The organism is Streptomyces sp. NPDC030222, assembly GCF_055573115.1.
In genome coordinates this window covers 160,685-187,215 of the sequence record NZ_JBVICA010000005.1, presented here as the reverse complement: position 1 = coordinate 187,215, position 26,531 = coordinate 160,685, and the positions used below count along the sequence as shown (strand labels likewise).

The 26,531-nt window shown below is 71.1% G+C and carries 30 protein-coding genes and 1 pseudogene; 14 read left to right on the top strand and 17 right to left on the bottom strand.

Annotated elements, in window-relative coordinates:
- Positions 1-60: 60 nt before the first annotated feature.
- From ACZ4Z5_RS09675 to ACZ4Z5_RS09630, 10 genes are read right to left on the bottom strand one after another with little or no spacing between them, the layout of a single operon-like run.
- Positions 61-1,467 (bottom strand): ABC transporter ATP-binding protein, encoded by a 1,407-nt coding sequence (locus tag ACZ4Z5_RS09675; RefSeq protein ID WP_468259136.1) that lies wholly within the window; start codon positions 1,465-1,467, stop codon positions 61-63.
- Positions 1,464-2,282, bottom strand: a complete 819-nt coding sequence (locus ACZ4Z5_RS09670) for an ABC transporter permease (protein ID WP_468259133.1) — start codon at positions 2,280-2,282, stop codon at positions 1,464-1,466. Before ACZ4Z5_RS09670 ends, ACZ4Z5_RS09675 begins: the two co-directional genes overlap by 4 nt.
- Positions 2,279-3,235, bottom strand: coding sequence for an ABC transporter permease (locus tag ACZ4Z5_RS09665; RefSeq protein WP_468259607.1), 957 nt, complete (start codon positions 3,233-3,235; stop codon positions 2,279-2,281). The genes ACZ4Z5_RS09670 and ACZ4Z5_RS09665 overlap by 4 nt, the downstream gene beginning before the upstream one ends.
- Positions 3,223-4,794, bottom strand: a complete 1,572-nt coding sequence (locus ACZ4Z5_RS09660) for an ABC transporter substrate-binding protein (protein WP_468259130.1) — start codon at positions 4,792-4,794, stop codon at positions 3,223-3,225. Before ACZ4Z5_RS09660 ends, ACZ4Z5_RS09665 begins: the two co-directional genes overlap by 13 nt.
- Positions 4,791-5,672 (bottom strand): class I SAM-dependent methyltransferase, encoded by an 882-nt coding sequence (locus tag ACZ4Z5_RS09655; RefSeq protein ID WP_468259128.1) that lies wholly within the window; start codon positions 5,670-5,672, stop codon positions 4,791-4,793. Before ACZ4Z5_RS09655 ends, ACZ4Z5_RS09660 begins: the two co-directional genes overlap by 4 nt.
- Complete coding sequence (locus tag ACZ4Z5_RS09650; protein WP_468259125.1) at positions 5,669-7,006, bottom strand: MFS transporter; 1,338 nt, start codon at positions 7,004-7,006, stop codon at positions 5,669-5,671. The genes ACZ4Z5_RS09655 and ACZ4Z5_RS09650 overlap by 4 nt, the downstream gene beginning before the upstream one ends.
- Positions 7,003-8,067, bottom strand: a complete 1,065-nt coding sequence (locus ACZ4Z5_RS09645) for a dipeptide epimerase (RefSeq protein WP_468259122.1) — start codon at positions 8,065-8,067, stop codon at positions 7,003-7,005. Before ACZ4Z5_RS09645 ends, ACZ4Z5_RS09650 begins: the two co-directional genes overlap by 4 nt.
- Complete coding sequence (locus ACZ4Z5_RS09640) at positions 8,064-9,203, bottom strand: PLP-dependent cysteine synthase family protein (protein ID WP_468259119.1); 1,140 nt, start codon at positions 9,201-9,203, stop codon at positions 8,064-8,066. Before ACZ4Z5_RS09640 ends, ACZ4Z5_RS09645 begins: the two co-directional genes overlap by 4 nt.
- Positions 9,200-10,051, bottom strand: coding sequence for a Rossmann-like domain-containing protein (locus ACZ4Z5_RS09635; protein WP_468259116.1), 852 nt, complete (start codon positions 10,049-10,051; stop codon positions 9,200-9,202). Before ACZ4Z5_RS09635 ends, ACZ4Z5_RS09640 begins: the two co-directional genes overlap by 4 nt.
- A 38-nt stretch (positions 10,052-10,089) precedes the next feature.
- Complete coding sequence (locus tag ACZ4Z5_RS09630) at positions 10,090-11,364, bottom strand: ATP-grasp domain-containing protein (protein ID WP_468259113.1); 1,275 nt, start codon at positions 11,362-11,364, stop codon at positions 10,090-10,092.
- Between the two features lie 123 nt (positions 11,365-11,487).
- Here ACZ4Z5_RS09630 and ACZ4Z5_RS09625 point away from each other — a divergent pair, with 123 nt between their 5' ends.
- Positions 11,488-12,108 (top strand): GNAT family N-acetyltransferase, encoded by a 621-nt coding sequence (locus ACZ4Z5_RS09625; protein WP_468259110.1) that lies wholly within the window; start codon positions 11,488-11,490, stop codon positions 12,106-12,108.
- A 70-nt stretch (positions 12,109-12,178) separates the two neighbouring features.
- On the opposite strand, the pseudogene rpsR reads toward ACZ4Z5_RS09625, so the two are convergent.
- A pseudogene (gene rpsR / locus ACZ4Z5_RS09620) lies at positions 12,179-12,415 on the bottom strand (30S ribosomal protein S18).
- Positions 12,416-12,551: 136 nt separating this feature from the next.
- Between rpsR and rpmB the strand changes: the two are divergent.
- The 4 genes from rpmB (at position 12,552) to ACZ4Z5_RS09600 (ending at position 14,975) form a co-directional block, all read left to right on the top strand.
- Entirely contained in the window at positions 12,552-12,788 is a 237-nt protein-coding gene (rpmB, locus tag ACZ4Z5_RS09615; RefSeq protein WP_360583748.1) for a 50S ribosomal protein L28, read from the top strand.
- Complete coding sequence (gene rpsN / locus ACZ4Z5_RS09610) at positions 12,788-13,093, top strand: 30S ribosomal protein S14 (protein ID WP_360583750.1); 306 nt, start codon at positions 12,788-12,790, stop codon at positions 13,091-13,093. Before rpmB ends, rpsN begins: the two co-directional genes overlap by 1 nt.
- 168 nt (positions 13,094-13,261) lie before the next feature.
- Positions 13,262-13,717 carry a Fur family transcriptional regulator gene (locus ACZ4Z5_RS09605; RefSeq protein WP_468259107.1) on the top strand — a complete coding sequence of 152 codons (456 nt, stop codon included), beginning with the start codon at positions 13,262-13,264 and terminating at the stop codon, positions 13,715-13,717.
- Between the two features lie 37 nt (positions 13,718-13,754).
- Entirely contained in the window at positions 13,755-14,975 is a 1,221-nt protein-coding gene (locus ACZ4Z5_RS09600; protein WP_468259105.1) for a GTP-binding protein, read from the top strand.
- Positions 14,976-15,098: 123 nt separating this feature from the next.
- On the opposite strand, the gene ACZ4Z5_RS09595 is transcribed toward ACZ4Z5_RS09600, so the two are convergent.
- On the bottom strand, positions 15,099-16,286 hold the full coding sequence (locus ACZ4Z5_RS09595) for a GTP-binding protein (protein ID WP_468259103.1): 1,188 nt from the start codon (positions 16,284-16,286) through the stop codon (positions 15,099-15,101).
- Positions 16,283-16,453: a 50S ribosomal protein L32 gene (gene rpmF, locus ACZ4Z5_RS09590; protein ID WP_360583757.1), complete on the bottom strand. Its 171-nt coding sequence runs from the start codon at positions 16,451-16,453 to the stop codon at positions 16,283-16,285. Before rpmF ends, ACZ4Z5_RS09595 begins: the two co-directional genes overlap by 4 nt.
- 468 nt (positions 16,454-16,921) lie before the next feature.
- On the opposite strand from rpmF, the gene ACZ4Z5_RS09585 reads away from it, so the two are divergent.
- From ACZ4Z5_RS09585 to ACZ4Z5_RS09575, 3 genes are all read left to right on the top strand, one after another.
- A complete protein-coding gene (locus tag ACZ4Z5_RS09585) occupies positions 16,922-17,257 on the top strand; it encodes a hypothetical protein (RefSeq protein WP_468259101.1) in 336 nt (111 codons plus the stop codon).
- 560 nt (positions 17,258-17,817) lie between these two features.
- Entirely contained in the window at positions 17,818-18,210 is a 393-nt protein-coding gene (locus ACZ4Z5_RS09580; RefSeq protein WP_468259099.1) for a hypothetical protein, read from the top strand.
- A 5-nt stretch (positions 18,211-18,215) separates the two neighbouring features.
- A complete protein-coding gene (locus tag ACZ4Z5_RS09575) occupies positions 18,216-18,884 on the top strand; it encodes a nucleotidyl transferase AbiEii/AbiGii toxin family protein (RefSeq protein WP_468259604.1) in 669 nt (222 codons plus the stop codon).
- A gap of 175 nt (positions 18,885-19,059) precedes the next feature.
- Here the strand turns inward: ACZ4Z5_RS09575 and ACZ4Z5_RS09570 are convergent, their stop codons facing one another.
- The 3 genes from ACZ4Z5_RS09570 to ACZ4Z5_RS09560 all read right to left on the bottom strand — a co-directional run bounded on the left by ACZ4Z5_RS09570 (position 19,060) and on the right by ACZ4Z5_RS09560 (position 20,686).
- A complete protein-coding gene (locus ACZ4Z5_RS09570; protein ID WP_468259096.1) occupies positions 19,060-19,677 on the bottom strand; it encodes a hypothetical protein in 618 nt (205 codons plus the stop codon).
- A 143-nt stretch (positions 19,678-19,820) separates the two neighbouring features.
- Positions 19,821-20,219: a hypothetical protein gene (locus ACZ4Z5_RS09565; RefSeq protein ID WP_468259094.1), complete on the bottom strand. Its 399-nt coding sequence runs from the start codon at positions 20,217-20,219 to the stop codon at positions 19,821-19,823.
- Entirely contained in the window at positions 20,216-20,686 is a 471-nt protein-coding gene (locus ACZ4Z5_RS09560) for a hypothetical protein (protein ID WP_468259091.1), read from the bottom strand. The genes ACZ4Z5_RS09565 and ACZ4Z5_RS09560 overlap by 4 nt, the downstream gene beginning before the upstream one ends.
- A 30-nt stretch (positions 20,687-20,716) precedes the next feature.
- Between ACZ4Z5_RS09560 and ACZ4Z5_RS09555 the strand changes: the two genes are divergently transcribed.
- The 6 genes from ACZ4Z5_RS09555 to ACZ4Z5_RS09530 all read left to right on the top strand — a co-directional run bounded on the left by ACZ4Z5_RS09555 (position 20,717) and on the right by ACZ4Z5_RS09530 (position 25,355).
- A complete protein-coding gene (locus ACZ4Z5_RS09555) occupies positions 20,717-21,172 on the top strand; it encodes a hypothetical protein (RefSeq protein ID WP_468259088.1) in 456 nt (151 codons plus the stop codon).
- Positions 21,169-22,050, top strand: coding sequence for an aminoglycoside phosphotransferase family protein (locus tag ACZ4Z5_RS09550; RefSeq protein ID WP_468259085.1), 882 nt, complete (start codon positions 21,169-21,171; stop codon positions 22,048-22,050). The genes ACZ4Z5_RS09555 and ACZ4Z5_RS09550 overlap by 4 nt, the downstream gene beginning before the upstream one ends.
- Positions 22,047-22,778, top strand: coding sequence for a glycosyltransferase (locus ACZ4Z5_RS09545; protein WP_468259082.1), 732 nt, complete (start codon positions 22,047-22,049; stop codon positions 22,776-22,778). Before ACZ4Z5_RS09550 ends, ACZ4Z5_RS09545 begins: the two co-directional genes overlap by 4 nt.
- Positions 22,779-22,964: 186 nt before the next feature.
- Positions 22,965-23,678 carry a PIG-L deacetylase family protein gene (locus ACZ4Z5_RS09540; protein WP_468259601.1) on the top strand — a complete coding sequence of 238 codons (714 nt, stop codon included), beginning with the start codon at positions 22,965-22,967 and terminating at the stop codon, positions 23,676-23,678.
- Entirely contained in the window at positions 23,675-24,289 is a 615-nt protein-coding gene (locus tag ACZ4Z5_RS09535) for a dTMP kinase (protein ID WP_468259079.1), read from the top strand. Before ACZ4Z5_RS09540 ends, ACZ4Z5_RS09535 begins: the two co-directional genes overlap by 4 nt.
- A gap of 7 nt (positions 24,290-24,296) precedes the next feature.
- Positions 24,297-25,355, top strand: a complete 1,059-nt coding sequence (locus tag ACZ4Z5_RS09530; RefSeq protein WP_468259076.1) for a glycosyltransferase — start codon at positions 24,297-24,299, stop codon at positions 25,353-25,355.
- Here the strand turns inward: ACZ4Z5_RS09530 and ACZ4Z5_RS09525 are convergent.
- Positions 25,325-26,404: a phosphotransferase gene (locus tag ACZ4Z5_RS09525; RefSeq protein WP_468259074.1), complete on the bottom strand. Its 1,080-nt coding sequence runs from the start codon at positions 26,402-26,404 to the stop codon at positions 25,325-25,327. The genes ACZ4Z5_RS09530 and ACZ4Z5_RS09525 overlap by 31 nt on opposite strands.
- Positions 26,405-26,531: the final 127 nt, after the last annotated feature.

Below are 26,531 nucleotides of genomic sequence, written 5' to 3'. Positions count from 1 at the left end.
CGTCACGAAGTCGGGGCTGTCTCTGCCTGCATGACCGGTCGCCGCGACGGCAGCAGACGGCTACCCGCACATGACCAAACGGCCGGCGTCGAGCTCCGCCGTCCGGTCGGCCAGGGTGTCGGCGGCCGCCCGGTCGTGGGTGATGAACACCAGGCTGAGTCCCGTCTCGTCACGGAGCCCCGTCAGAACGGCGAGGATGGCGTCGCGCGTGGCCGGGTCCAGGCCGGAGGTGATCTCGTCGCAGATCAGGACCTTGGGCTCGGCCAGCAGTGCCCGCGCCAGTGCGGCACGCTGGAGCTCCCCGCCGGACAGCGCGCCGGGGCGGCGCAAGGTCAGGGCCTCGGCCAGCCCCAGCTCCGCCAGGGTTCGTACGGCGGCCCTGCGTGCGGTGTCCCGGTCGGCTCCGCGCAGCCGGACCGCCGTGCGGGCGACCTGGTCGAGGACCGGCCGGTGCTCGTCGAAGGCCGCCGTGGGGTCCTGGAACACGTACTGGACGGCCGCCAGTTCGGTGCGGGAGCGGGCGCGGAGGCTGCGTGGCAGCGGAGCCCCGTCGAGCAGGACCGCCCCGTCGTACGCGGAGTGGAGCCCGGCCAGGCACCGGCCCAGAGTGGTCTTGCCGCCGCCGGAACGGCCGACCACGGCCAGGCACTCCCCCGGCGCGACCGACACCGTGACGCCGTGCAGCACCGGAACCGTGCCACGCGCGGTCCGGTGCCGGGCGGTCAGGTCCTGTGCCGCCAAGCGCTCTCCGCCGGGTCGTACGGCGGATCGTGTCCGGTCGGTCACCGGCTTCACCACAGCGGGCAGCACCGCGTCCGCCGGCCCCCGGTCCACGACACGACCGGCCCGCAGCACGACGACATCGTCGGCCAACTGCCGTACGACGTCCCAGTCGTGGCTCAGCAGGACCAGGGCGATGCCCTGCACGGCGAGGTCGGCCAGCGCCTCGACGACGCCCCGTTTGGTGGCCGGGTCCTGGCCCGTGGTGGGTTCGTCGGCGACGATCACCTTGGCGCCGAGGAGCAGGGCCTGCGCGATGACGACCCGCTGCTGCTGGCCGCCGGAGAGCTGGTGGGGGTAGCGGCGCAGCACCATCGTGGGGTCGGGCAGCTGGGCCCGGCGCAGGGCGTGCTCGACGCGGTCGCGGATCTCACGGCGGGTGCCGCCCCGCAGGGCGGCGATGTCGCGCAGGAGCGCTCCGGCACGCCGGGCGGGGTTGAGGACGGCGGCGGGGTGCTGGGGTACGTAGCCGACGGCTCCGGGTCCTGGGGTGTGGATCCGGCCGTCGACCCGGGCGCCGGGCGGGAACTCGCCGAACAGGGCGCGTCCTGTGGTGGTCTTCCCGCTGCCCGAGGGCCCGACGAGAGCGGTGATCCGGCCGGGGTGGGCCGTCAGGCTCACGCCGTCGACGAGGGTGCCGCCGGCCACCTCCACGCGCAGTCCGTCCACTTCAGCGACCGGGTTCATCCCCGGCCTCCTTTCCTGGCGGCCTTGGCGGCCGGTGTGTGCAGGGCGGCGTCGAAGAGCAGGTTGGTGCCCATCGACAGGGCGGCGATGAGCAGGGCGGGCACCGCCACGGCCCACGGCTGGAGGAACAGGCCCGTGCGGTTGCGGTCCACCATCACCGCCCAGTCGGCGGCGTCCGGCTCGACGCCGATCCCGAGGAACGCGGCCGTGGCCACCAGGTACAGGGCGCCGGTCAGCCGGATCCCGGCGTCGGCGGCGAGGGTACGGCGCATGGACCGGGCCACATAGCCGAGCGCCGTACGCCACCAGGACTCGCCCTGCATCCGCAGCGCCTCGACGGCCGGCCGGGCGGAGATCTCGGCGGCCGCCGCGTGCACGACACGCGCGATGTCGGGTACGGCGGCCAGCCCGACCAGGACGGCCAGCCCGGCCGGCCCCGGGGTCAGGGTCGCCGCCACCAGCAGCACCAGCAGGAGCGACGGCACGGCGATCAGTACGTCGAGGGGCCGCATGAGGGCCTCCTCCAGCCAGGTACGACGGGTGAGCGCGGCGGTCAGCCCGAGCGGGACGGCCACCAGATAGGCGAGACCGGTGGCCGCGAGCGCCACGAGGACCACGGACCGGCCGCCGAGCAGGATCTGTTGCCAGACGTCCCGGCCGCTGAAATCGGTGCCGAGCCAGTGCCCGTCGCCCGAGGCGAAGGAGACCGAGCGCGGCCCGGCTGGTCCGGCGATCAGCGGCCCGAGGGCGGCCAGCAGCAGGGGCACGGCGATGAGCCCCACGGCGAGCGCGTATCGGGGCGCGTGACGCCTCATGCGACCACCTCCGCACGGGGGGCGAACCGGCGGGCCACGAGATCGGCCCCGAGGTTCGCCAGGACGGTGACCACACCGAAGACCACGGCCATGCCCTGGACGACGGGCACGTCGCGGGCGGCGACGGCGTCGATGAGCACGGTTCCGAGGCCAGGGACGACGAAGAGGGCTTCGACGACGATCACTCCGCTCAGCAGCCAGTCGCAGGTCCGGGCCAGCTGCTGGGCGGCCGGGGCGAGGGCGTTGGGCAGGGCGTGCGCCCAGCGGACGCGCGCGCCGCCGACGCCGTAGCGCTGGGCCTGGGCGACGTACGGCGAGGCCATCGCGTCGATCATCCCGGCGCGCACGAGACGGCTGATCGTGCACACGGGCCGGGAGATGAGGACGAGGACGGGCAGGACCAGTACGGCCGGCTCGGTGAACGGGTCCGCGCCGACGGCAGTGGGCGGCAGCCAGCCCAGCCACAGTCCGAACACGGTGGCGAGCAGCACGCCGAGGGCGAACTCGGGTACGGAGTGCACGGCCAGCGCCAGTGCGCTGAGGGTACGGTCCAGCGGGCCGCCCTCCCGGCGGGCGCACAGCACGCCGAGCCCGGCCGACAGCGGCAGCAGCACGGCGAGGGTGACGCAGGCGAGCAGCACCGTGGGCCCGAGGCCGCCGGACAGGTACCCGGCGACGGGCCGCCCGCTGACCAGGGACGTACCGAGGTCACCGTGGAGGAGTCCGGCGGCCCAGTCCAGGAAGCGTTCGGTGGCGGGGCGGTCCAGGTCCAGGGCCGCGCGGATGCGGGCGATGCGCTCGGGGTCGGGCTGGTCGCCGGCCAGGGCGACGGCCGCGTCCCCGGGCAGGGCCTCGGTGAGCGCGAAGACGAACAGGACGACGGCCGCCGTCTGCCCCAGACCGAGGAGCAGGCGGCGGCCGACCCAGTGGAGGTGGAGGGTCACGCGATCCAGATCTTGTCGAAGCGGGCCCAGTCGAGGGTGTTGGCCGGGGCCTTGGCGGAGACGCCGTGCACGGGGGGTGCGGTGGCGACGATCCAGTCGGCGAAGCCCCAGATCAGGAAGCCGCCTTCGTCGTGCAGGCGGCGCTGCATGCGCTCGTAGACAGCGGCCCGCTGCTTCACGTCGCGGCTGGACTGGGCCTGCTGGTAGAGGTCGTCGAAGTCCTTCTGCTGCCACTTGGTCGCGTTGGTGGTGGAGCCGGTGAGCAGGCGCTGTGAGATGTGGGACTCGATGGGCATGGCTCCGGAGCGGTAGGAGGCGAAGGTCCCGTTGTCCAGGATGTCCTTCCAGTACGTGTCCTTGTTCCCGACCTTGACCTCCACGGTGACCCCGGCCTTGGCGGCCTGCTCCTTGAAGATCCCGGCGGCCTCGACGAAGCCGGGGGCGGCGGGCGCCGTGTCCAGGGTGACCTTGAGGTTCTCGGCGCCGGCCTCCTTGAGGAGGGCGCGGGCCCGGTCGAGGTCCTGGGCGCGCTGGGGCAGGCCGGACGCGTAGTACTGGTAGCCCTTGCCGAAGAGGTCGTTGCCGACCTCGCCGGCGCCGGAGAGGGCGCCGTCGACGAGTTCCTTGCGGTCGGCGATGAGGAAGAACGCCTGGCGGACCCGCTTGTCGTCGAACGGCGGCCGGTCGGTCTTCATCACGAAGCCCTGCATGGAGCTGCCGGGCAGCCGGATGACCTCGATCTTCCCCTTGCCCTCGTGGGTGCGGGCGGTGGCGGGGTTGAGCTCGTGGGCGTACTGGACCTGGCCGCCGAGCAGGGCGCTGACGCGGGCCGACTCCTCGGCGGCGACGACGAACTCGACCTGGTCGAGGTGGGGTGCGCCCTCCCAGTAGGCGTCGTTGCGCTTGACCACCAGGGACTTGCCGGGCGTGAACGAGCGATAAGTGAACGGTCCGGAGCCGACGGGCTTGTCGAAGGAGGTGGTGTCCTTGGGGACGATGTAGGCGCCGAAGGCGGCCAGCACGTTGGGGAATTCGGCGTACGGGCGCTTCAGCTTGAACTCTACGGTGGACGCGTCGAGGGCACGGCTGGCCGCGAGGTCGATGGGCTCCAGTGATGCCTTGGCGCGGAAGGTGCCCTTGGGGTCGGCGATCCGGCGGTAGCTGTAGAGGACGTCTTCGGCGGTGACCGGGCGGCCGTCGTGGAAGGTGGCCTTGCGGAGGGTGATCTTCCAGGTGTCGAGGGCGGTGTTGGGCTCCCAGCGCTGGGCGAGCCGCGGTACGGGCGCGAGGTCGGCGCCGAAGTCGGCGAGCTTGTCGTAGAGGGCCTTGGCGCGGGCGGCGTCCACGAACAGGTTGGCGGCGTGCGGGTCGAGGGTCTCGCTCGCCCCGCCGCCCGGGAAGGCTGCGCGCAGCGTGCCGCCGCGCTTGGGCGTGCCTGCTTCAGCGGCGTTCTTGGTGTCGGTGCTCTTGCCGGTGTCGCCGGCGCAGCCGGCGGTGAGGGCGGCGGCGGCGGTGGCGGTGGCGAGGAGGAGGCCTCTGCGGGCGAGGCCGGAGCGGGGGTTGTTCACGGTGTGGTGTCTCCGTTGCTGTGCTGGGAGTTGAGCGGGGGGTGGTCCGGGTGAGGGAGCCGGGCGACGAGGTGCAGGCGGTCGGAACTCGTGGTCCCGTGCGGGGAGTCGCCTTCGCGCCAGGGCGGTTCGGTGCGTGGGCCGGGGCGGTCGTACAGGTCGAGGACCTCGAAGCCCGCGGTGGTGAGGAAGTACCTCAGTTCCTGGGGGAACAGCAGCCGCCAGGCGGAGTGCTGCTCCTGTGGCGGTGTGCCGTCGTCGGCGCTCCAGGTGCGGCGGCGGCGCAGGAGTTGGGCGCCGTGGTCGATCCACAGGGTGGTGTGGGAGGTGTGGGAGGTGCCGCGCCAGTCGAAGGAGGCGGTGCGCGGTCCGTCGAGGAGTTCGGTGTTGCCGAGGAAGAAGGCGCCGTTGCGCATCTCCGCGATGAGCAGGCCGCCGGGGGTGAGGTGGGCGCGGCAGCGGTCGAGGAACGCCGTCAGGTCGTCGTTGGTGTGGCAGTACAGAAGGGCACTGTCCAGGCAGACGACCGCGTCGAATACGGCCCCGAGGTCGAAGTCCCGCATGTCGGCGCGGTGGTAGTCGGGGCCCGGGTGGGCACGGCGGGCGTGGGCGAGCATCGCTTCGGCGGTGTCGATTCCGGTGACTCGGCGTCCGGCGTGGTGGTGCAGCCAGGCCGCGTCGCGGCCGGTTCCGCAGCCGATGTCCAAAACCCGGGTGCCCGCGCCGTGCCGGCGCAGCGTGTCCTCGGCCCAGCGCGCGGCAAGTCGGTCGGGGTCGGGGAACCGCTCTTCGTAGAGCTCGGGGTGATCGGTCAGGAGGTTGCCGGTGCTCTTCGGATCGGTGCTCTTCGGATCGGTGCTCTTCGGATCGGTGCTCATCTGGTCTCGCTCAGGGGCCGGGGGTCGCGGTGCCGGGCGGCGGAGGCCGCGTCGGGGTCGGGGTCCTGGTCCGAGTCCTGGTGCCGGGAGGCCGGGGCAGTCGGTGCGGTGACGGGGGCGGCGGGCAGGACCCCGCGCCGGTTCAGCCGAGTGACGGCAGCCGCCGAGGCGAGGCCGAGGGCCGTGCAGCAGGCGTACGGAAGCCACGCCGGCCCTGTGTTCGTGGCGGTGTCCATGGCCCACCCGACGCCCGCCCCCGCGCCCGCAGCGGCCACTCCGGACACGGCGTAGTACAGGCCGTAGAAGGTGCCGGTGAGCTCCGCGCGGCCGAACGCGGGGATGAGCTCCATGACGAACGGCGCGGCGGTCATCACTCCGAGGTGCAGCAGCAGCGTCCCGGCCAGGACCGGCAGCAGCCGCGCCGGATGCTCCCCCACGGTGCCCGCCACCAGCATGGGCGGTACGAAACCGAGCGCGCTGAGGGCCAGCCCGGCGGCGATCCAGCGGCCACGTCCGCCGCCTCGTGCGGCCAGTCGGCGGGTGAGGCGCAGCTGGAGCAGGAGGTTGGCGAGGGTCCCGGCCACGAAAAGCAGCCCGACGGCGCCCTCCCAGCCGGTGGCCTGCCGCGCGGCGTGCGGAAGCAGCAGGTAGAGCTGGCTCTCCATGCCGTACATGCCGACCATGGCCAGGGCGAAGGCCACGAAGCGCCGGTTGCCCGCCACCTCCCGCCAGTCGCCGAGGACGGAGCCGGCCGGAGGCGGCACCGCGCGAGCGGGCAGTACGGCGGCCTGAGCGACGGTGAGCAGCGCGAACACGCCCGCCGCGGTCAGCGCCGCCACCCTGAATCCGCCGAACAGCAGCAGGCTCCCCAGCAGTGGCCCGAGCAGCGCCCCTGCCGTCGCGAACACGTTGAACAGCGCGAACGCCTCGGCCTTGCGATCGCCGGACTCCTGCGCGACGTAAGTCCGTACGGCCGGGTTGAACAGCGCGCCGGCCAGCCCGCTGAGCACCGACGCGGCGATCAGTACGGGCAGGGCGTCTCCGAGCGCGAACAGCGCGAAGCCGACGGTGCGCAGGCCGCAGCCCGCGATGATCACGCCGCGGGCGCCGAGTCGGTCGGCCGCCGAGCCCCCGATCAGGAACATCCCCTGCTGGCTGAGGTTGCGCAGTCCCAGGACCAGGCCGACCACCGCCGCCGACATCCCGAGGTCGTCGGTGAGGTGGGTGGCGAGGTACGGGATGAGGAGGTAGAAGCCGGTGTTGACGCCGAACTGGTTGACCAGCAGGAGCCGTACGGCCGGTGGGAAGCCGCGCACCGCGGTGAGGGTCTTCACCGTGCGGCCCCGGCGGGTATCGCGGCACGGCGCAGCACGCCCAGGCCGGCGCGTGGGGCGGGGCGTACCGTGCCGTCGGTGCCGCCGATCCCGGTCCACGGGTCGTCGGCGAGCAGCAGATGGCCGTCGAGGTCGACCCAGCGGGCCCGGTCGACCAGATGCACGGCGGGCGCGATGCCGAGCGAACTGGCCGTCAGGCAGCCGAGCATGAGGTCGGTGCCGCTGCCGTGCAGCGCGGCGTGGATGCGCAGCGCTGCGCGTACGCCGCCGCACTTGGCGAGTTTGACGTTGACCCCATGGACTTTGCCGGCGAGGAATGCGGCGTCCTCGTAGGAGACGGCGTCCTCGTCTGCGATGACAGGGACCGGGGAGAGGGCGGCGACCCGGGCCAGGGCGTCGGGGCGGCCGGCCGCGATGGGCTGTTCCACGGCGGTGACGCCGAGAGCGGCGAAGCGGGGCAGCAGTGCGTGGGCCTGGTCCTCGGTCCAGGCTCCGTTGGGGTCGAGCAGCAGGTCCCCGGCGGGCGCCCCTTCGCGGACGGCCTCGACTCGGGCGAGGTCCTCGGCCGGATCGTCGGCCCCTGCCTTGACCTTCAGGACGGTGAATCCGGCTACGGCGAGCCGGGCGGCCTGGGCGGCCGCGGACACCGGCGGGACGATGCCGATGGTGCGGGCCGTGGCCGCCGACGGGGGCAGCGCGCTGCCGAGCAGCCGGTGCGCGGGTTCACCGGCTCGCTTCCCGGTGAGGTCCAGTACGGTGGCCTCGACCGCGGCGAGGACTCCGGCGGGCAGGTCGGCGCCGAGGGAACCCGCGGGGGCGAGTTCATCCCAGGCGGTCTCGGGGTCCGGCAGGCGCTCGACGGCCGGCCGTACGTCGCTCAGGCGGCGCAGGATGTGCTGGGTGGACAGTCCGAGGAAGTCGCTGCTGACGGCCTCCCCCCAACCACGCAGCCCGTCGTGTTCCAGGCTGACCCAGACGGCGTCGCGGCGGGCCATCACGGAGCGGGAGATGCGCAGGGGCTCCGCCAGTTCCAGCGAGGCGGTGTGCCAGGTGAGTCTCATACGGCACCTCCGGGGGCCGGAACGTGGGCGGCGAGGGGTGCGCCACCAGGTGCGGGGACGGGGGCGGCGGGATCCACGACGGTGCGGCAGCGCGTCCAGCCGAGGGCCTCGGCGGCGCGCGGGTGCGGGATCTCCAGCGGGCGGGTGGCCGGCGCGGTGGCCCGGAGTCCGTGCGCGTGGCAGAAGTCGTCGTCGTAGACGGTTCCGAGGTAGCGGTGGGGGCCATCGGGGAAGACGGTGGCGACGACGGCGCCGGGCTCGGCCCGGGCGGCCCACGCGGAGACCAGGGCGACGGCGCCGGTGCTCCACCCGCCGCTGACGAAGCTGCCGCGGGCGAGCCGGCGGCAGGCGTCGACGGCCTCGGCGGGGCCCACCCAGTGCACCTCGTCGAAGACGCGGTGGTGGACGTTGCCGGGGTGGATGCTGCTGCCGAGTCCGCGCATCAAGCGCGGCCGGGCGGGCTGGCCGAAGATGGCGGAGCCGACGGAGTCGACGCCGATGACCTTCAGCCGGGGCCAGCGACGGCGCAGCGGTCCGACCAGTCCGGCACTGTGCCCGCCGGTGCCCACGCTGCACACCAGGACGTCCAGGTGGTCGAGCTGGCCGATCAGTTCCGCCGCCATCGAACGGTAACCGGCCGGGTTGTCGGGGTTGTTGTACTGGTCGGGCCAGTAGGCGTCCTCGGTGCGGGCCAGCACCTCGCGCAGCCGGGCGATGCGGGCGGCCTGCCAGCCGCCGTGGGCGGCCGGGCGGTCGACGAGTTCCAGCCGAGCGCCGTAGGTACGCAGCAACTGCCGCATGGACGGTTCGAGTTCGGCGTCGCCGACGAGGACGACGGGGTGGCCGAGGACCTGCCCGGCGAAGGCCAGCCCGATGCCCATGGTGCCGGAGGTGGACTCCACGACCGGGGCACCGGGGCGCAGCTCACCGCGCCTGCGGGCGCCGGTCAGCATGGACATCGCCGCACGGGCCTTCATCCCGCCGGCGCCGAGGTGTTCGAGCTTGGCCCAGAACCCGGGGTGGGCGTGGGGCAGGTCGGTGCGGATATGGGCGACGGGGGTATGACCCAGCAGCGGCAGGAGATCGGGGTTGGCGCCGGTGACGTCCGACCGGTGCAGGAGTGGAGCGAGGGTCACGGACGGCCTCCGTAGCGGTGGATGATGCCCGGGCCGCCGTCGAGCCAGAAGAACGGGTACGGCTCCGCGGACACGGCGCTCACTCCGGCGCCGAGGAAGCGGGGCAGGACGGCGCTGCCGGTCTGGGCGAACATCACCAGGGGCTTGCCGGTCGCGGCGGCGTGATCGAGCAGGCCCTGGAAGGTGCCGTTGCTGAGAGTCATGCCGGAGGCGAGGACGGCGCCGCAGCGTTCGAGGTGGGCGGCCGCGTCGGTGAGGACGGGCTCTCCCCACTCGGTGGTGCCGCCCTTGAGGTCGCACGGCAGGTACGCGCGGTCTCGCGAACGCAGCTGCTCCAGGAGCGAGTTCACCACTCCGACCACCAGAACCGGCGCGTGCTCGCCGGGCGTCGTGGAGTGGGCGGGCAGGAGGTCGACGACGGCGCGCGCCCGGGCCCGCGAACGGCTCAGCGAGTTACCAGCCGGCAGCGGATACGGCCGGGCGCCGTTGCCCGGCGTGTGCGGGCGTACGTGGGCCAGGTAGGCGTCGAGGGCCGCGATCCGCACCGGCAGGAGCGGATGGGACAGGAGGTCGGCGACGGTGGCGCCCACGCAGTCGTCGAGGGCGCCCGCGGGCAGCGCCCCGGGCTCCACGGCGCAGGATCCGACGGCCGCGTCGAGCCGCAGGCTGAGCACCTCGTTGCGGTATCCGCGAGCGCGGCCCTCGTGGCGGACGGCCTGGGTCGTGGTGAAGGCGAGCGAGATCCGCTCGTGGGCCGGGTCGGAGCCGTAAGCCCCGGCGCGGACGGTGTCGACGAGTTGGCCGACGGTCCGGACGACAGGGTCTCCGTGCGGCGCCTTACGATTCAAGGGTCCTTCGCTCGCAGGCGCATGAGGGGCGGACAGGGTCACGCGGGCACCGCCGCGGAGGGCTCGTAACAAGTGCGCAGCTCGGCCAGCAGCCGCTCGGCGTCCTCACGGGCGCCGCCGCCCTCGGTGTCGGCGGTCATGACGTGCCCGAGGTACTCGTTGTTGCTGGTGGCGGCGCGCACGGTGCGGCCCGGCTCGGCGAGGGTGAGCTCCAGCACCTCGGGCCGGGCGCGGAGGGCCTCGGCCCCCTCGATGCCGGCGAGGACTCCTGCGGAGTCGGGCAGGAGGAAGGCGATGGCGGCGCTGCGCACGCCGGTCGCTCGCGGCGTGAGGTCGGGCGCGCGGCCGAGGGCCACGTCCACGCAGGCGGTCGCCAGGTCGATGCCCGTGACGTGGCGGACCAGTTCGGTGATGCGGTTGCCGGCCGGGCGGGGGTTGACCTCGACGACCTGGGGCCCGTCGGGCGTGAGCTTGATCTCGGTGTGGCAGACCACCTGGTCCAGGCCGAGTGCCTTGACCGCCCGCAGCGCGGTCTCGGCGGCCTCCGAAGCCAGGGCCTCCTCGATGCCGGCCGGGAACATGTGGCCGGTCTCGATGAAGGCGGGCGCTCCGCCGATGCTCTTGTCGGTGACGCCCACGACGTGGGTGGCGCCCCCGAAGGAGACGGTCTCGACACTGACTTCAGGCCCCTGCAGCAGCTCTTCGAGCAGGATGGCAGGGGCGCGGTCCTGGCCGCGCGCGTTGACGGGGAACGCGGCGAGGGCCTGGCAGGCGAGCTCCAGTTCGCGTTCGTCGCGCACCGCGCGGACCAGCATGCCCGCGCACAGGTCCACGGGCTTCACGACGAGCGGGTAGCCGATCTCGGCGGCGGCGACGGCCGCCTCCCCGGCCCCCTCGCAGATCGCGAAGCGGGGTCCTGCCACGTCGGCTTCGCCGAGCATACGGCGCGTCAGGTCCTTGCGGCACGCAGCCTCGACAGCCTCCGGGGCAGGGCCGGGCAGGCCCAGTCGCGCGGCGGTGTGCGCGACGGCCGGCAGGTAGTAGTCGCAGGAGGACACCACTCCGTCGAAGCCGAGGACGGCGTGCAGGCCCTCGATCCGTGCGAGGAGGGCGTCCGTGTCGTTGGTGTCCGCCGTGATGATGTTGCGGGCCGTGAGCAACGGGTGCGGGCCGTCGGCCGCGGAGGCCGAGCGCAGGTAGTGGTGCAGGTCGCGGGTGACGAAGGTGAACTCGTGCCCGTCTTCGCGGATGGCCCTGGGCAGCAGCCTGCTCATCGACCCCACCCAGCTTTCGATCACCAGGAGATGTCCCACCGGATTTCCTCTCAGACTGCGTCGGCGCTGTGCAACACAGACGTTATCGGTAATCGTTTTCATTTCCAATAGGGATTTTTTCGGGTAGCCTGCGGGCCCCCGAAGCAGGAGAGGCGGCAGGTGATGGAAGAGCTGACGCGAGATCAGAGAGTCGGGCGGTACACGGTGCGGCACGCGAGGGCCGAGGACCTGGTCGGCGCCCGGAGCGTCATGCTGGACACCTTCTACCGGGAGTTCGGCTACGGATACGTGCCGAGCTGGCACTCCGACGTCGTCGACCTCGACAGCACGTACCTGCGGAACCCGCGGCACACCCTCGTCGTCGCCGTGCGCGACGACGACGAGGTGGTCGGCACCACCGCACTCAACTCCCGCGGCCCCGCTCATCCGCCGCACCCGCGAAGCCTCGTCGAGCGCTACCCCTCGGGACGGACCGCGCAGCTGTTGCGCGTGTACGTACGCCCCGAGCACCGGCGGCACGGGCTGGCCCGCGCGATGGTGCATACCGCCTGCGCGTTCGCCGCGTCGGTGCCCGGCTACGAACGCGTCTACCTGCACACCAACGTCGACATCCCGGGTGCGGAGGCCTTCTGGCGCGGCATGGCCACCGAGGTCTTCGACGCCCGCGCCACGGGTGAGCACGGCGGATTCGGGACCGTCCATTTCGAGATGCCGCTCCTGGCACCGGGAGCGGATCCCGCACAGGGGAAGGGACCGGGCCGGGAGCCGGCAGGCGTCATGTGACCTGGCGACCCAGGCCCCCCGGTGGTGGTGACGACCACCGGGGGGCCTGGCTCTGACCCGCGATGAGGTCCTACCGGCTGACGTACGGCAGCAGCGCCATCTCGCGGGCGTTCTCGATGGCGGCGGCGAGCTGTCTCTACTGCTGGGCGGTGACCCGGGAGACACGGCGGCTGCGGATCTTGCCGCGGTCGGAGATGAACTTCCGCAGCAGGTCGGTGTCCTTGTAGTCGATGTACGTGATCCCGGCCGCGTCGAGCGGGTTGGGGCGGGGCCTCGCGGGCTTGCGGGCACCCTGGCGGCGTGCCATGGCGGCGCCCCTTGGTCGAGTTCGCGGTCGGGTGGGTCCGCCGCCCGTTCCGGCCCTCGGCCCCGCCGGAGCTAGTATATGGCAACGGTTTTCATTACCAGTACGTGATGGCCGCAGAGAGAGGCAGGTAACACCCATGTCCGCCCACTGCCAACTGACCGGCGCCAAGCCGGGCTTCGGCAACACGATCTCCCACTCCCACCGGCGCACCTCGCGTCGCTTCGACCCGAACATCCAGCGCAAGCGCTACTGGCTGCCCAGCGAGGGTCGGCACGTCCGTCTGACCCTCAGCACCAAGGCGATCAAGACGGTGGACGTGATCGGCATCGAGGCGGCCGTGGCAAGGATCCGGGCACGAGGGGTGAAGGTCTGATGGCGAAGAAGAGCAAGATCGCGCAGAACGAGAAGCGCAAGGAGATCGTCGAGCGCTACGCCGCCCGGCGGGCCGAACTGAAGGAGATCATCCGCCGCCCCTCGTCGACCGCCGAGGAGCGCCGGACCGCTCAGGCGGAACTGAGCAGGCAGCCGCGCAACGCCAGCGCGACCCGGGTCCGCAACCGCGACAGCGTCGACGGCCGACCCCGCGGCTACCTCCGCAAGTTCGGCCTCTCCCGGGTCCGCGCCAGGCAGCAGGCGCACGCCGGCTTCCTGCCCGGCGTGACGAAGTCCTCCTGGTGATCCCCCCGGGGTGACGTGCGCACCTCGGCTCTGGGCACTCCACCGCGAGGATGCGGTGGAGTGCCCGGCCGGGACCCCGGCCTCAGGCCACAGCCGAGGCGCCCACGAGGTCGACCACCGAACGAGACGCCCGGACACGCCCGTACATCGGGCGGACAGGAGGCGGCCATGAGCACCGACACTCCTCAGCCCCCCTCCTCCGCGACCTCGGCCGTCACGGGCCGCCGGAGAACCGGCGACCGACGAACCGTGGACCGGCAAACCGAGGTGCTGAAGATCCTCGAAGAGGCAGGCCGATTCCTCACGGCCCGGCAACTGCACATGCTGAGCGTCATCCAGGGGTCCGGTGCGGGCCTTTCCAGGGTCTACCGAATCCCGCGATCCGCCGACGCCGCCGGCCTGCTCGAAGTCGTGCACGCGCCCTCCGGGAAGGCGTACCGCCTTCTGCCCGACAGTCACGAACACCGTCTGGAATGCCGCGGGTGCGGCGAGGGCGTCCTGTTCACCTCGGAGGCACTTGAGGAGTGGCTCGCGGGACTGGGCAGCCGCTACGGCTTTCACGACGTACGGCATGCCGTGAGCGTGACGGGGACCTGCCGCCGGTGCCTGCACAGCAAAACATGACATTCCCACCGAAATTGCTTTCACCGAAGGGCCCCGCATGATCTTCCATCGGACGACCGGTACACCGAAGGGCTTGCTGAGCGTGGTCGCCGGGAACTCCCCCGAGATCCGCGGAGGTCTGGTCGAACAGCTGCTCCAGGCAAGCCCGGAGGCGGTGGTCCTCTCCGTGTCGGTCGAGGACGGCCCCTCCGGCGGCTACCCGGTGGTCCAGCGCCTGATGACCACCAGCGGCGCGCGGTCGGCGGTGCCGACGTCCTTGGGCGCGACCGGCGACCCCGTGGTGATCCTGCGTCAGGACCTGGTCGCGCTCCGCCGGGCCACGAAGGACGTCCATGTCGTCCTGGCGCTGCCCGGGCATGTCGATGTTCTTCCCTTCCTGGCCGAGTTGTGGCGAACCCGGATCGGCGCCGATGGCCTGGAGGACCACTACGATGCCACTCCGGTCCTCGTCGGCGTCGACCCGGCCGTCTTCCTGGCGGACATCGCCTGCGTACACCGGGCGGTACGGGTCTGGGGCGGCGACGCCCAGGGCGAGCCGCTCACTCCGGCCGAGGCCGCCGCCCGGCAGGTGGAGGCGGCCGACGCCCTCGTCCTGACGGACACGTCACCGGGGAGCCAGGAACCCGGCCAGGCCGCCACCGCGCTGATGCGGCACCTCAATCCCCGTGCCGGCATGATCACCCTCGGCCGGATCGCCGCCCGGCAGCCGGCGTCGGGCCGGGTCCTGACCCGGCCGCAGGTTCCCGTGCAGGCGCGAGAGGCGTGGGAGTCCCGGCTCGATGCCGTGACCTACCCGTACCCGTACCCCGAAACCCACCAGGCCGTCTCCTCCGTCGTCTGGCGTTCCCGCCGCCCCCTGCACCCCGAGCGGCTCGCCGATGCCCTCGGCGACGCCATGCTCGGCGTAGTGCGCAGCCGCGGCCATCTCTGGCTCGCCAGCCGGCCTGATGCCGTCGTCACCTGGCGCTCGGCCGGTGGCCACCTGGAGATCCGCGAGGCCGACCGCTGGCTGGAGGCGCCGGCGTCCCCGGCATGGGAGGCTGCTACCCCGCAACGCCGCACGCTGGCCTGCTGGTTCTGGGACGACTACTACGGTGAACGCCGCAACGAGATCGCGTTCACGGGCGCGGGCCTCGACCTGAACCGCATCGCCGGCGCCCTGGACAGCGCCCTGCTGACCGAGAGTGAACTCTCGCTCGGCCCCGACGGCTGGAGCGCCATGAACGATCCGCTCCTCAGCGAGACCGAGGACCGCTGAGCCATGGGGTGCGTGCACCCGCGCCAACGCCTGAAGGCACCTCGCCGTTGCGAGGTGCCTTCAGTCTGTCGAAGCCGGGTCGAGCGGTGCCGTGGCTGCGACCACCGCCCGACCCGGAGTCTGTCAGGCCGACTGCGCGAGCGCGGAGTGCTCGTGTTCGCAGGCGTCCTCGATGCCGTACGTGTCCCAGCCGGGGAACGGGTCGTCGGCGGGCACGCTCTCACCCTCGGCCATCAGGCAGCCGGCCAGGGCCGCCCGCAGCGCCTCGGCGCGCAAGCCGGTGCCGATGAACACCAGTTCCTGCCCCTGGCCGTCGCCGTCACGGACACCGGACGGTTCGAAGCGGGCGACGGAACCGGCCTGCGACCAGAGGCCGGTGACATGCGGTCGACTGGCCAGCCAGAAGAAGCCCTTGGAGCGGAGGATCGTGCCGTACGTGCCGCTGTCGAGCCCCTTCGTCACGAAGGTGAACAGCCGGCCCGGGTGGAACGGCCGCTCGGATCGGAAGACGATGCTGGAGATCCCGTACTCCTCGGTCTCCGGCACGTGGTCGCCGTTGAGTTCCATGACCCACCCAGGCGCTTCCTGCGCACGCTCCAGGTCGAAGAGGCCGGTCCCCAGGATGTCGCCGGACGCCACCTGGCCCCGGACGGCGGTCAGCAGGCGGGCCGCCGGATTCAACCGCGTCAGGGCGGCACGCAGACACGCGGCGTCCTCAGGCTCCACCAGGTCGAGCTTGTTGAGGACGATCACGTCGGCGAACTCGATCTGGTCCATCAGCAGGTCGCTGACCGTCCGCTCGTCCTCCTCGTACTGGTCGAGGCCGCGATCGGCCAGACCGTCGCCGCCCGCGAGCTCGGGGAGGAAGTTCGCGGCGTCGACGACGGTGACCATCGTGTCCAGGCGGGCCAGATCGCCCAGGGTCGCGCCGTCGTCGCGCGGGAACGCGAAGGTGGCGGCGACCGGCATCGGCTCGGAGATGCCACTGGACTCGATGAGCAGATAGTCGAAGCGGCCCTCGCGGGCGAGCCTTTCGACCTCCTCTAGCAGGTCGTCGCGCAGGGTGCAGCAGATGCACCCGTTGGTCATCTCGACCAGGCGCTCCTCCGTCCGCGACAGCGCCGCCTCGCCACCGCGCACCAGCGCCGCGTCGATGTTGATCTCACTCATGTCGTTGACGATGACCGCTACCCGCAGGCCGTCACGGTTGCTCAGCACGTGGTTGAGCAGCGTGGTCTTGCCTGCCCCGAGAAAGCCCGACAGCACGGTCACCGGCAGCCGCCGGTCGGCGGTGTCACCCCTCACGCTCATCCCTCGGGACGCAGCAGACCACGCTCGTACGCCTTCAGCAGCCTCTGCGGTACGAGGTACACGGAGCCGTCCACCGTCAGGGGCACGAGCTGAGGCGTCGTGGCCTTCCACTGGGCGCGGCGGTGACGCGTGTTGCTGCGGGACATCTTCCGCTTGGGGACGGCCATGAACTACCTCCGGGGGAGCAGGGGAACGACCGACACCCTACCTGGAAATGGATTCCATTACCAAAAGGGTCAGCGCACCCTGCAGTCCTCCAGAGGGGCCGCCCGCAGGACGTCGTCTCCCACGCGCGGCAGGTGCGGGGGTGGTTGACCAGCCGGGCCGAGTTGCCGACCACGGCGATGCTGCTGGTGTTGTGCAGCAGGGCGGCGAGGACCGGGTTCATGGAGCCACCGGCCCCGGCAACCAGGCCGAGCAGGTTGACGCCGATCGCGAGGCCGTAGTTCTGCCGTACGACGCGTAGGGTGTGGCGGCTGAGTTCGACGACGGCGGCGACCTGGCGCAGGTCGTTTCCGGCGAGGGCGATGTCGGCGGTCTCCGGAGCCACGTGTGAGGCGTGTTCGCCCATGGTGATGCCGACGTCGGCGAGGGCGAGGGCCGGGGCGTCGCAAGTTGCCGTGCTGGAGGCCACCGTGGGCGATCTCGTGTGCCAACAGGTCCCGGGTCAGAGCCTCGAACCGGTCCGCCAGGCGGTCGACGGCGAACCGGTCGGCATGATTTTCCTCGAGCCACGAGGACAGGGCGACGGCCTCGATCCACTCCATCTTGTGGACAGGGTAGAGGTCCTTCCCCACGCGGATGGCGTCGGGAAGGTACTCGAAGCCGAGCCTCCACGGCTGGGAGAGCTCGACCGAGTCCAAACGTGCGAGCCGAGCGCTGATGGCCTGGTAGCGGCTCTCCTGGTCAGGGACGTGACGGGTGAAGCATCTGACCGCGTAGCGCTGCCCCGACGTGGCAGAGGTCAGTGAGAATACGCTCGCGCGTAATCATTGAGGTTATCAACAGAGCCACACCGCTACGTCGAACCCCACCCGCCCGATGTAATGGGCCCTCAGAACGAGCGTCACGGGAGCGTCGACAACCCGACGGGCGTGCGACCGCTGCTCGCGCCGCCGTCGCCTGCCCCCATTTGAATCCGCAGGTCAAGCCCGCATCGCCGACCAGCCCCGCGCTTCACCTGTTGGACGGGCGGTAGCAGGTCGAATGGACGACGAGTGTTACAAAACCGCAGGTCAGTGGCCCTTCACGATCGGCTCCAGGATCGCCACGCACTCCACGTGATGCGTCATCGAAAGGATGTCGGCCTGAACGGATCCCAGAAAATCCCTGGTCAGAGCCGGTTTCTCGGCTCATCGTCCTTCGTGCAGACGCCCAGAGCGTCAAACGAGCGTCAGGGCCGAGAGTCCGTCCTGCTCAGGGTTGAGCAGGCTGCGGCAACCAGCTCACCCGGGGATCCGCCCCCGCTCGCTTCGGACGCCGGCTCGCGCATCATGACCCGCGCCACGTCTCCGGCCGCCATAATGGAGTCATGCCCTCCAGCCCACAGCACCCCGCACCCACCCCGAGGGATGTCTCGGGCGCGGACGCCGAGGACCTCGCGCTGTACCGGGAGAAGTTCCGCCGCCGGCTGCCGGAGTCGCTGGACGAGCTGCACGGGCCGACCCACGGTGTCGTGAAGCTGCCGCTGCACATGGCTTGGTCCGGAATGACCTCATACGACCTGGGCAAACCGCGCCAGCGCATGGGCCTGTACCGCACCGTCCTGCACGAGGGCCTGCAAGACGATCTGCCCCGCTACCTCAACCAGGACCTGCTCCTCCAGCTGTGGCCGGTGCTGCGCACCCTCGTGGGCCGCACCGTGCGCGCCGTATGGGAAGACGCCTTCCCCCGGCTCGCCTCCCGCACCCGGACAGCCGCGTGACGGATATGCCGGAGCTGCACACGCGGCTCCTGGCGGATGTGATCGCGCTCGGCTCCCCGTATCCCCTGGTTCTCACCGGCGGGTATGCCGTGCGGGCGCACCACCTCGTGAACCGCCCCAGCCAGGACCTAGACGTCGCCACCGAGAACCCGGCGCCCATGGCCGACATCGCTGCCACGCTCTGTGCCGGCCTGGAAGCCCGCGGCTGGAAGGTGCACGCGCTGGAGACTGCCCCGCTGTCCGCCCGCTTCACCGTGTCCGACCCGGCCACCGGACAGGAATGTGAAGTCGACATCCTCAAGGAGATCTTCTGGCGGCCGGTCGCCCAGAGCCCGTACGGGCCCGTCCTCGCGGAGGAGGATGTGATCGGGACCAAGGTCCGCGCCCTCGCCGACCGCGGAGCGCCCCGCGACCTGATCGACGTTTTCGCAGCCTCCCGCCGCTGGACCAATGCCGCGCTTGAGGAGTTCGGCCGCCGCCACGCCCGCGGCCGCTTCGAGCGCGAGGACCTGCAGGCGAACCTCACGGGCGCCGAGTGGACCGACGACGAAGCCTTCGCCGCCTACGGGCTCGACGACACCACGATCACCGCTCTCCGCTCCTGGGCCGTGGAATGGGCCGACGACCTCGCGGCCCGTCTCCTCGAAGAGGGTGATGCTCCGGACAACGACTGATCACGCCGTGGGGAGATCGTAGCTGCGAACGATCATCCGGAGCCGACGTTTATGCGTCCCTGCCTGGCCCCTAGAGGTGTTCAGCGACTGGGGTTGCGGAGGCTTGGGGGCGAGTCCGGATCCAATGCCAAAATCCGCCCCTTCACACTGCTGTCTCCGGCAGCCGAACCGGACGTCAGCGACCGATGTAGAGAAACCGTAAGTAACACGCGAACGACAGTCCGCGCTGCCGGAGCCTGGCAGCCTCGACGGAGGCGCTCAGTGCTCCGTGGAGCGCGCTGTTCTGCTGGAGTGCGACCGTACGCCGGCTGAACTCCTGCCGCTGCTGTCGGGCCTGATCGCCAGCAAGCGTGTTCTCTCGGGTGAGCCGCTTCTGATCGTCCTCCATCTGCTTCCGTGCTTTCACACGCAGCGCATCGGTCTCGGACTCCACAGCCTTGCGCTGGGCGGTGAGCTGGGCCCGACGGCTGGCGATGCCCTGTTCGATCGACTGCTGCTCCGACGCACTGAGGGCGGTCGGTTGCCGGGCTTTGGCGGAGGCGACCAGGTCCTTGCGCCAGACATCGAGGGCGATGGCCTTGGCCTCGCCGATGCCGTGGACGTCGATGACACGGCCGCTGCTCAGCACGAGCACGGCGCCGGTGCTGTTGTACTGGGTGTTCTGCACGGACCGGTAGCCAGCGAAGTCGGCTGCCGTACGGATACCCGCCGCCGCCAGCCGCGCGGCGAGTTTCGGTCTGATGCCGTGCGGCGGGGAATGAGCGATCAGCCGTCGGCTGAGCTGATCCCGCACGTACGTGGACTGCTTGTCGGTGAGTGCCTTGGCTAGGGCTCTACGGAGTTCTTCCGAGAGTCCGTCGATCTTCTTGTCTATGTCGCGCTGCTTGCGGACCTTGCGCTTCTCGGCCTCCTTGAGCTCGGCGTGGTACTGGGCTGTTAGCTTGCCCTGGGCTCGCGGGTAAGCAGCGGCCCGCTTGCTTCCGCCTCGTCGAACTTCGCTCGGTCCTTGCGCAGCTTCTCGGCAGCCTTGACCGGGTCACCGAGCTGGGCCAGTTCATTCGTCAGCTCTGCGAGGGCGGCCCGTGACTGCGCCCGCTCCGCGCGTCGGCTTCTGGCGAACGCGGTGAGCGCGATGGCAGCGAGAACGGGCACACCCGGCCCGATCGGTGGCGCCGAGAATCTCGCGACGAACATCAAGACCGTTGCGACCAGCATGAGCGGCCAGAGCACGGCTGTGGCGACATCCAGCGGCGTCCGCATATAGAAGCCGTCCAGTGCCGTGACCGAGGGCACGGTCGGCGTCGGATTGGCCTGCGGAGAGACGTGCCCGGTCATCCATCCGGGCAGTCCACCTGTACTAGGGGGGTCGCTGTGCCACCGCCCGATACCGCTGAGGTTGTCGTCGCGGCGACCCGTTGTCTGGGCACGGCTGCGGCGAGCGGAGGTAGCACGTCCAACGGCTGGAAGGCCAAGGACCGCACCTGGTCGGCGAGGCCGCTCACCGTCCGGTCGGGATGGGCCAGCAGCGTCTGCAGTCTCGTGGAGCCGCCCGGATTCTTGAAATCGTCCTCGGTGAGCAGCAGAAACTCAACGCTGGGCTCGTGCAGCCGATTCCAAAGGGCGGGGTCGGAGGCAATTGTCTTGAGCGACAAGAAGATGACCCAAGCGGAGAACCGGTCCAGCGCTGCCCCGAAGTCATCATTCCCCCGCATGGGCGACTGGTAGTTGCGGTGTCCCCGCTCAGTGCCGCCCATGCCGGCCAACGCCGGGACGTACATTCCGTCGTAGACGACCAGACGCAACGTGTCATCGCTCGCGACGAGCAGGTTGCCGTGCTGGAGGTCACCGTGGGCTATCTCGTGGGTGGCCAGATCACGGGTCAGTGCCTCGAACCGGTCAGCCAGACGGTCAACAGCCTCCCCGACATCCGCCGCAGCGTCGAGCGTGCCCTGGTCCGCCATCGCCGGCACATCCTCCACAACGACCAGGACGCCCTGAACCTATGGCTCCTTCACGCAGGCCGCGTCCGCCCGGTCGACGCCGGATACAACCGATTCGAAGTCGGCCGCTGCCTCGAACGCGGCAACTGGGTACGCCGCGTCGTCAGCCGCCCCCTGCGCCCCGACCCGGCCGCAGCCCTCGTCCACTTCGTGGGCCCGGAGAAACCGTGGCAGGCGGCGTGCCCGCGTACGGACGACGTCCGTGAGTACCGCACGCTCCTGCGGCGGGCCCTGCGGCACACCCGCGCGCTGGGCGCCGCCCACCCCGAGCCTGCGGGGCTTCGATGAGCACGCCCCCGCCGATGGTCTCCCGTGCCTGCGCCGCGCTTCTCGGCACGCCCGCCCGAACTGCGGAGCGCCTGAAGGCGAGTCCCCGCACCGCCGTGTACCGGGTCGGCCTTTCCGACGGCCGGAGCGTGATCGTGAAGCTGTACGCGCACACCGCCCGCCGCAACGCGATCACCGAAGCGACAGCGATCCGCGCAGCTGCCACCGTTGTGCCCGTCCCGAAGATCCTGGGCTGCGGCATCACCTCCGATGACGGAGCCACCGCACTCGTCCAGTCCGACCTCGGCACCTGCACCCTTGGCACCGCGGTGCGTTCCGGCCGCATCCCGCATGCCCGGGCTCTCAAGGACCTTGGCTCCCTCCTCGGTCGGCTGCATCGGGCACCGGTCGCGCGGTCGGCTCCGCGCCGCCCGTTCTCCGACGCCGTCTCCGCCTTGGCCAGCCGCTGCCCGTCCGACCTGCTCGACCAGATCGCCCCCACGCTCGCCCTCATCGCCGACACCCCCGACACAGCACCAACGGTGTGGTGCCACGGAGACCTCCACTTCGACAACGTCGTCCTCGCCGGTCCCCAGGGCACACGCCACCTGGTCGACTTCACCGACGCCGCCCCCGGCCGGCGGGAGTCTGACGTCGCTCACGCCCTCGTCATGACCGCCGCCCACACGCCGTGGGACCGCGACGCGCTCACCAGCAGCTACCCCCTCGCCCTGGATGCCGCCCGCCTGTCGGCATGGATGCTCCTGATCACCGTCCGCTGCTGGGCACATGCCGCCCCCGGCGAGGACCAGGCGCTGTGGTCGAGCCGACTGGCCGACCTCACCCGCCGGACACCCCACCTCGTCCGCCCGCCACTCACGGAAAGGACTGCCCGTTGACCAGCCCCGGATTGACAGTCGTCATCCCCGCCCACAACGAAGCCGCCTACCTGCCCCGCTATCTCCCGACCGTCCTCGTCTCCCTCGCACGGTGGGAGGGGACCAGCGGCGAGCAGGGGGAGGTGATCGTCGTCGACAACGCCTCCACCGACGCCACCGCCGACATGGCCGCCTCCTTCGGCGTCCGGGTGATCAGCGAGAGTGTCCGCAGCATCGGCCGGGTCCGCAACAGCGGTGCTGCCGCCGCCCATGGCCGGCGGCTGTTCTTCACGGACGCCGACGTTGCGCTTCCCCCGGAAGCGATCACCGCGGCAGCGGCCGCGATGGACGCGGGGGCGGTCGGCGGCGCCATCCCGCCCCTCTACACGCCCAAGCGGCTCGGGGCGCGGCTGCTGTGCGCGTACTGGGACCACTACCGCACCGCCCACGGCGGCGCACAGGGCGTCGCCCAGTTCGCCACCGCCACAGCCTTCAAGGAGGTTGGCGGGTACCGCGACGACCTGTTCATGAGCGAGGACGTCGACCTCTTCGCCCGCCTGACTTCCCACGGCCGTGCCACCGCCGCCCCGGTCACGATCCTGGACGACCTGCGCGTACGCCCCTCCACCCGCCGCTACGACCAGTGGTCCAGCCTCCGGATGCTGTGGTGGCAGAACCCCGTGACCGCCCGTCTGCGACTGGGCTCCGCACGCATGTGGCGCCACTGGTACGAGACCACCGTCCGATGAATCAGGAGCCCTCCATGACCGTTGCCCTGCCGGTGCCGGACGCGAAAGGGATCTACACCTTCCCCGACGACCTCGTCCGCGCACATCAGGAGTGGACCGACCACCTCGTCGAACGCCACCGCGCCCACGACCATCACGTCATCGAGCTGATGGCCCCCCCACACACACAACGGCCACCCCCACTTCATAGAGCTGCGCCACCCGGCCGGCCGCCCCGTCCTCGCCATCGAACCGCACCACGACGACTTCGCGCTCTCGGCCTCCGGAACCTTCCTCGCCCACCCCCGCCCGCTCACCGTGGCCACAGTGTTCACCCGCTCCACGAGCGTCCACCCAGCCCTGGAAGGGGCCTACACCACCGAGGCCGCCGTCTCCGACCTGCGCGACCGGGAGGGCGCCGCCGCCCTCGCCCCCTTCGCCGCCAACCGGGTCCTCCTCGGCCACAAAGACGCCGACCCGCCGTACCTGCCCTACAGCCTTGACCGCCTGGAACAGATCACCGACGAACTTCGTGCGGTCGTCGACGCCCATCCCGACGCCGAACTCCTCGCCCCGGCCGCCGTCACCCGACACCCCGACCACCTCCTCGTGCACGAGGCCGCGGTCCGCCTCGGATGCCGATGGTTCTGGGAAGACCTCGCGTTCTGGTCCACCTACGCACTCGCCGGATGCGACCAGCACCTCTTCCGCGCCCGCACCGGCCCGACCCTGACGACCGAACTGGTCGACGTCACCAACGTGATCCTCGACAAGGCCACCGTCCTGCGGATGCACGGCTCCCAGATGCACCCGGCCCGAAAGATGTACCGGCCGATCCGGCACGCCTGGACCGTCGCCGCCGACCTCCCGGCCGACACCGGAACCTACGCGGAGCGCTTCTACCGGACGGAGGCACCATGAAGATCATCGCCCTCGAAGGACCCTCGTACGCCGGGAAGTCCACCGCGATCGAGTATCTGCGCAGGCGTGGCATCGAGGAACGGGCCTTCGTGTCCGACTGCTACGTCCAGCACATCGCCCACCGCGACGACATCCCTCCGGCCCGCACCGACTCCGCGGCTGCACAACTCGCCGCGTTCGAGAAGTTCATGGACATTGAGAACGCCCGCATTCGGGCCGCACTCGCCAGCGCCAGGCCCATTGCGATTCTCGACCGTTCCGTCGACACCCTCCTTGCCCACGCCCATGCCCTCGATGCCCTGTTCGGTTACGACGTCCACGACCAGCTGCGCGACCGGCTCCAGGAGCTGCCGTTCCTGCGCCCCCACCACACCCTCTATCTCGACGTACCCGCCGAAGTACTGAGCCTGCGCCGCAAAGCGGCCGGGCACACGGCGGCGGAGTCCGACTACTTCCTCCACGAGCCCGCATTCCTCGCCCACACCCGGGACTACTTCGTCTCAGGAGCACGCCCGCCGGTATCCCGGGAGGTGACCGTCATCCCCGCCGACACCAGCCCGTCCGACGTCGCGGACGCGGTGGAATCCCTCGTCACGCTGTGGATGAGGTGATCGGCCGATGCCCACCGCCCTCTTCGCCTGGCGGCGCACCCCACCCCCACTCCTCATCGGCGGGGCCGAGGTCACCCAACAACTCCTCGCCGAGGAATTCGCCACGGCCGGCTGGCAGACCGTCTATCTAGGCTCCCACCAAGCACCCTGGGACCAAGCCCCACAACTCCCACAGATATGCGCCTTCCTCGACGCCCACGACACCCCCTACGAGGAGACGCACGGCGAACTGCGCTACCGGTGGAAGGGGGTGGACTGCGTCGCCGTACCGCAGACCCAGACCACGTCGGCCCTTCACAGACTGCTGTCCGAGCTGAGGCCCGACGTCGTGTTCACCTCACAGGAGGGCGCGGCCGACCTCGCCGCACAGGCCCGGCCCGCCGCACTCGTCGCAGGCATCCTGCATTCCGTGTCGAAGACCGGACTCGGAGTCCTCGCCAGCCACCCGCACCACGCTTTGGCCGTCTCCGAATTCGTCCACCGACGAGCACCACAGACCGACGGAACCCATCTCGCCGTCCTGCACCCGCCGTTCGCACCATGCCAGCCGAGCCACCCCGTGGCACGAACCGGGTCAGTGCTCATGGTCAACCCGATCCCGGCGAAGGGCTCCGACCTCCTGCACCAGCTCATCCGCGCCATGCCCGAACAGCACTTCACCCTGGTCGAAGGCTGGTGGAACACCGCAGACCAGTTCACCGCGTACCCCAACGTGACCTTCGTCCCACGGGTCTACGCCATGAGCCCCCTCTACCGCAGTCACCGCCTTCTGCTGGTGCCCTCCACTGTGGAGGACGCGTTCCCCCGGGTGATCATCGAAGCCGCCCTGCACGGGACGCCGAGCATCCGCACCGACCGGGGCGGCATCCCCGAAGCCATCGGCCCGGCCGGAATCGTCCTGCCCCACACGGCGGGACCACAGGCGTGGGCGGACGCCATCCGTACCGCCGACCACCACGCCTTGGGAGAGCAGGCCCGGCAGCGCGCCGCACGCTTCACCCGGTCGCGTCTGCCGGACCTCGAAGCCCTCGGGATCTATCCGGCGGCGAACGCGTCCTCGACCTGATCGAGCCGGTCCGTCCACCAGTGCAGCAGCGCCTCGTCCGCGGTGAACAGCCCGTCGCAGGAGAAGTCACCGCGGTCGTAGTGGAACTCCAGCTGCCAGAAGTCCGTCATCCGCTTCCACCACAGCCTGCGGACACCATCCGCGAGCGCGGTGTCCTCCAACGGCATCACGGACCGGTACCCACCGACGAAGGCCGAGACGCGCGCGAGGTCGAACACCCCGTCCACCCCGAACTGCACCTGCGCCGTCCGCACGACCTCTTCCGCGTACGGGCGCACGCCGACCCGGTCCCAGTCCAGGACGGCGGCAAGCTCCTCGCCCTCCCACAGCAGGTTCCGGTACTGGACATCGCCGTGCGTCCAGCCGTGCGCGCCTTCGGGAGTCGTGTGCTGCGGGCGGCGGTCGGCTTGCTTGGTGATCAGTGCCCGTCGATGGTCGAGAGCTGCGGCGGCCGCCTCGTCGAAGGCGCTGCCGGTCCCCTTATCTGCCACTGCCGCGGTGAGTCGGTGCGACTTCTCAACAGCCTGCTCCGGCGACGTGACCTCCGCTGTGACCGCATCGGGCACGACGGGCAGCAAGCCTCGGCCACAGGTCCGGCCCAGGCTTACATGCAGACGACCCAGGTGAGCGCCCAGTGACGCTGCCTGGGACAGGCTGAGGTCAATACCCCGGACGTGAGCACCCGCCGCCCACGGGAACAGGCACCAGACACCGCCACCCACCTCCGCGACCAGAGAACCGGCAGAGGTGGTGAAAGGAGGACTGACCGGGATGCCGTCGCCGGCGAGCGCAGCGAGCACGCCGAGGTTGCGGCTCAGCCGGTCAAGTGACACGTCGGTGACCCGCTTAAGAGCAAATGGCCCGACCGGAGTGTCGACCTTCCAGTTCACGTTCATCAGCCCGTCGGCGAGGTAGCGGCGTACCGTCACTTCTCCGATCCCAAAGGCGTCTGCCAGCTCGGCCAGGACGCTGCCCGGGATGACAGTCCGGTCGGCCACGGTCGCATCAGTCACCCGGAAGACGATACGTGGCACAGCACACCCAGCCATGAGGATCACGCGCCTCACCCCATCTGAGGACCTCGGTCACTCCTGGAAGCCCAGATGTGACTTTGAGAGGGAGGCCACGGCTCGGCCCTGCAAGCTCTACCACCGGTGCGTTGGTGGACTGCGGCGC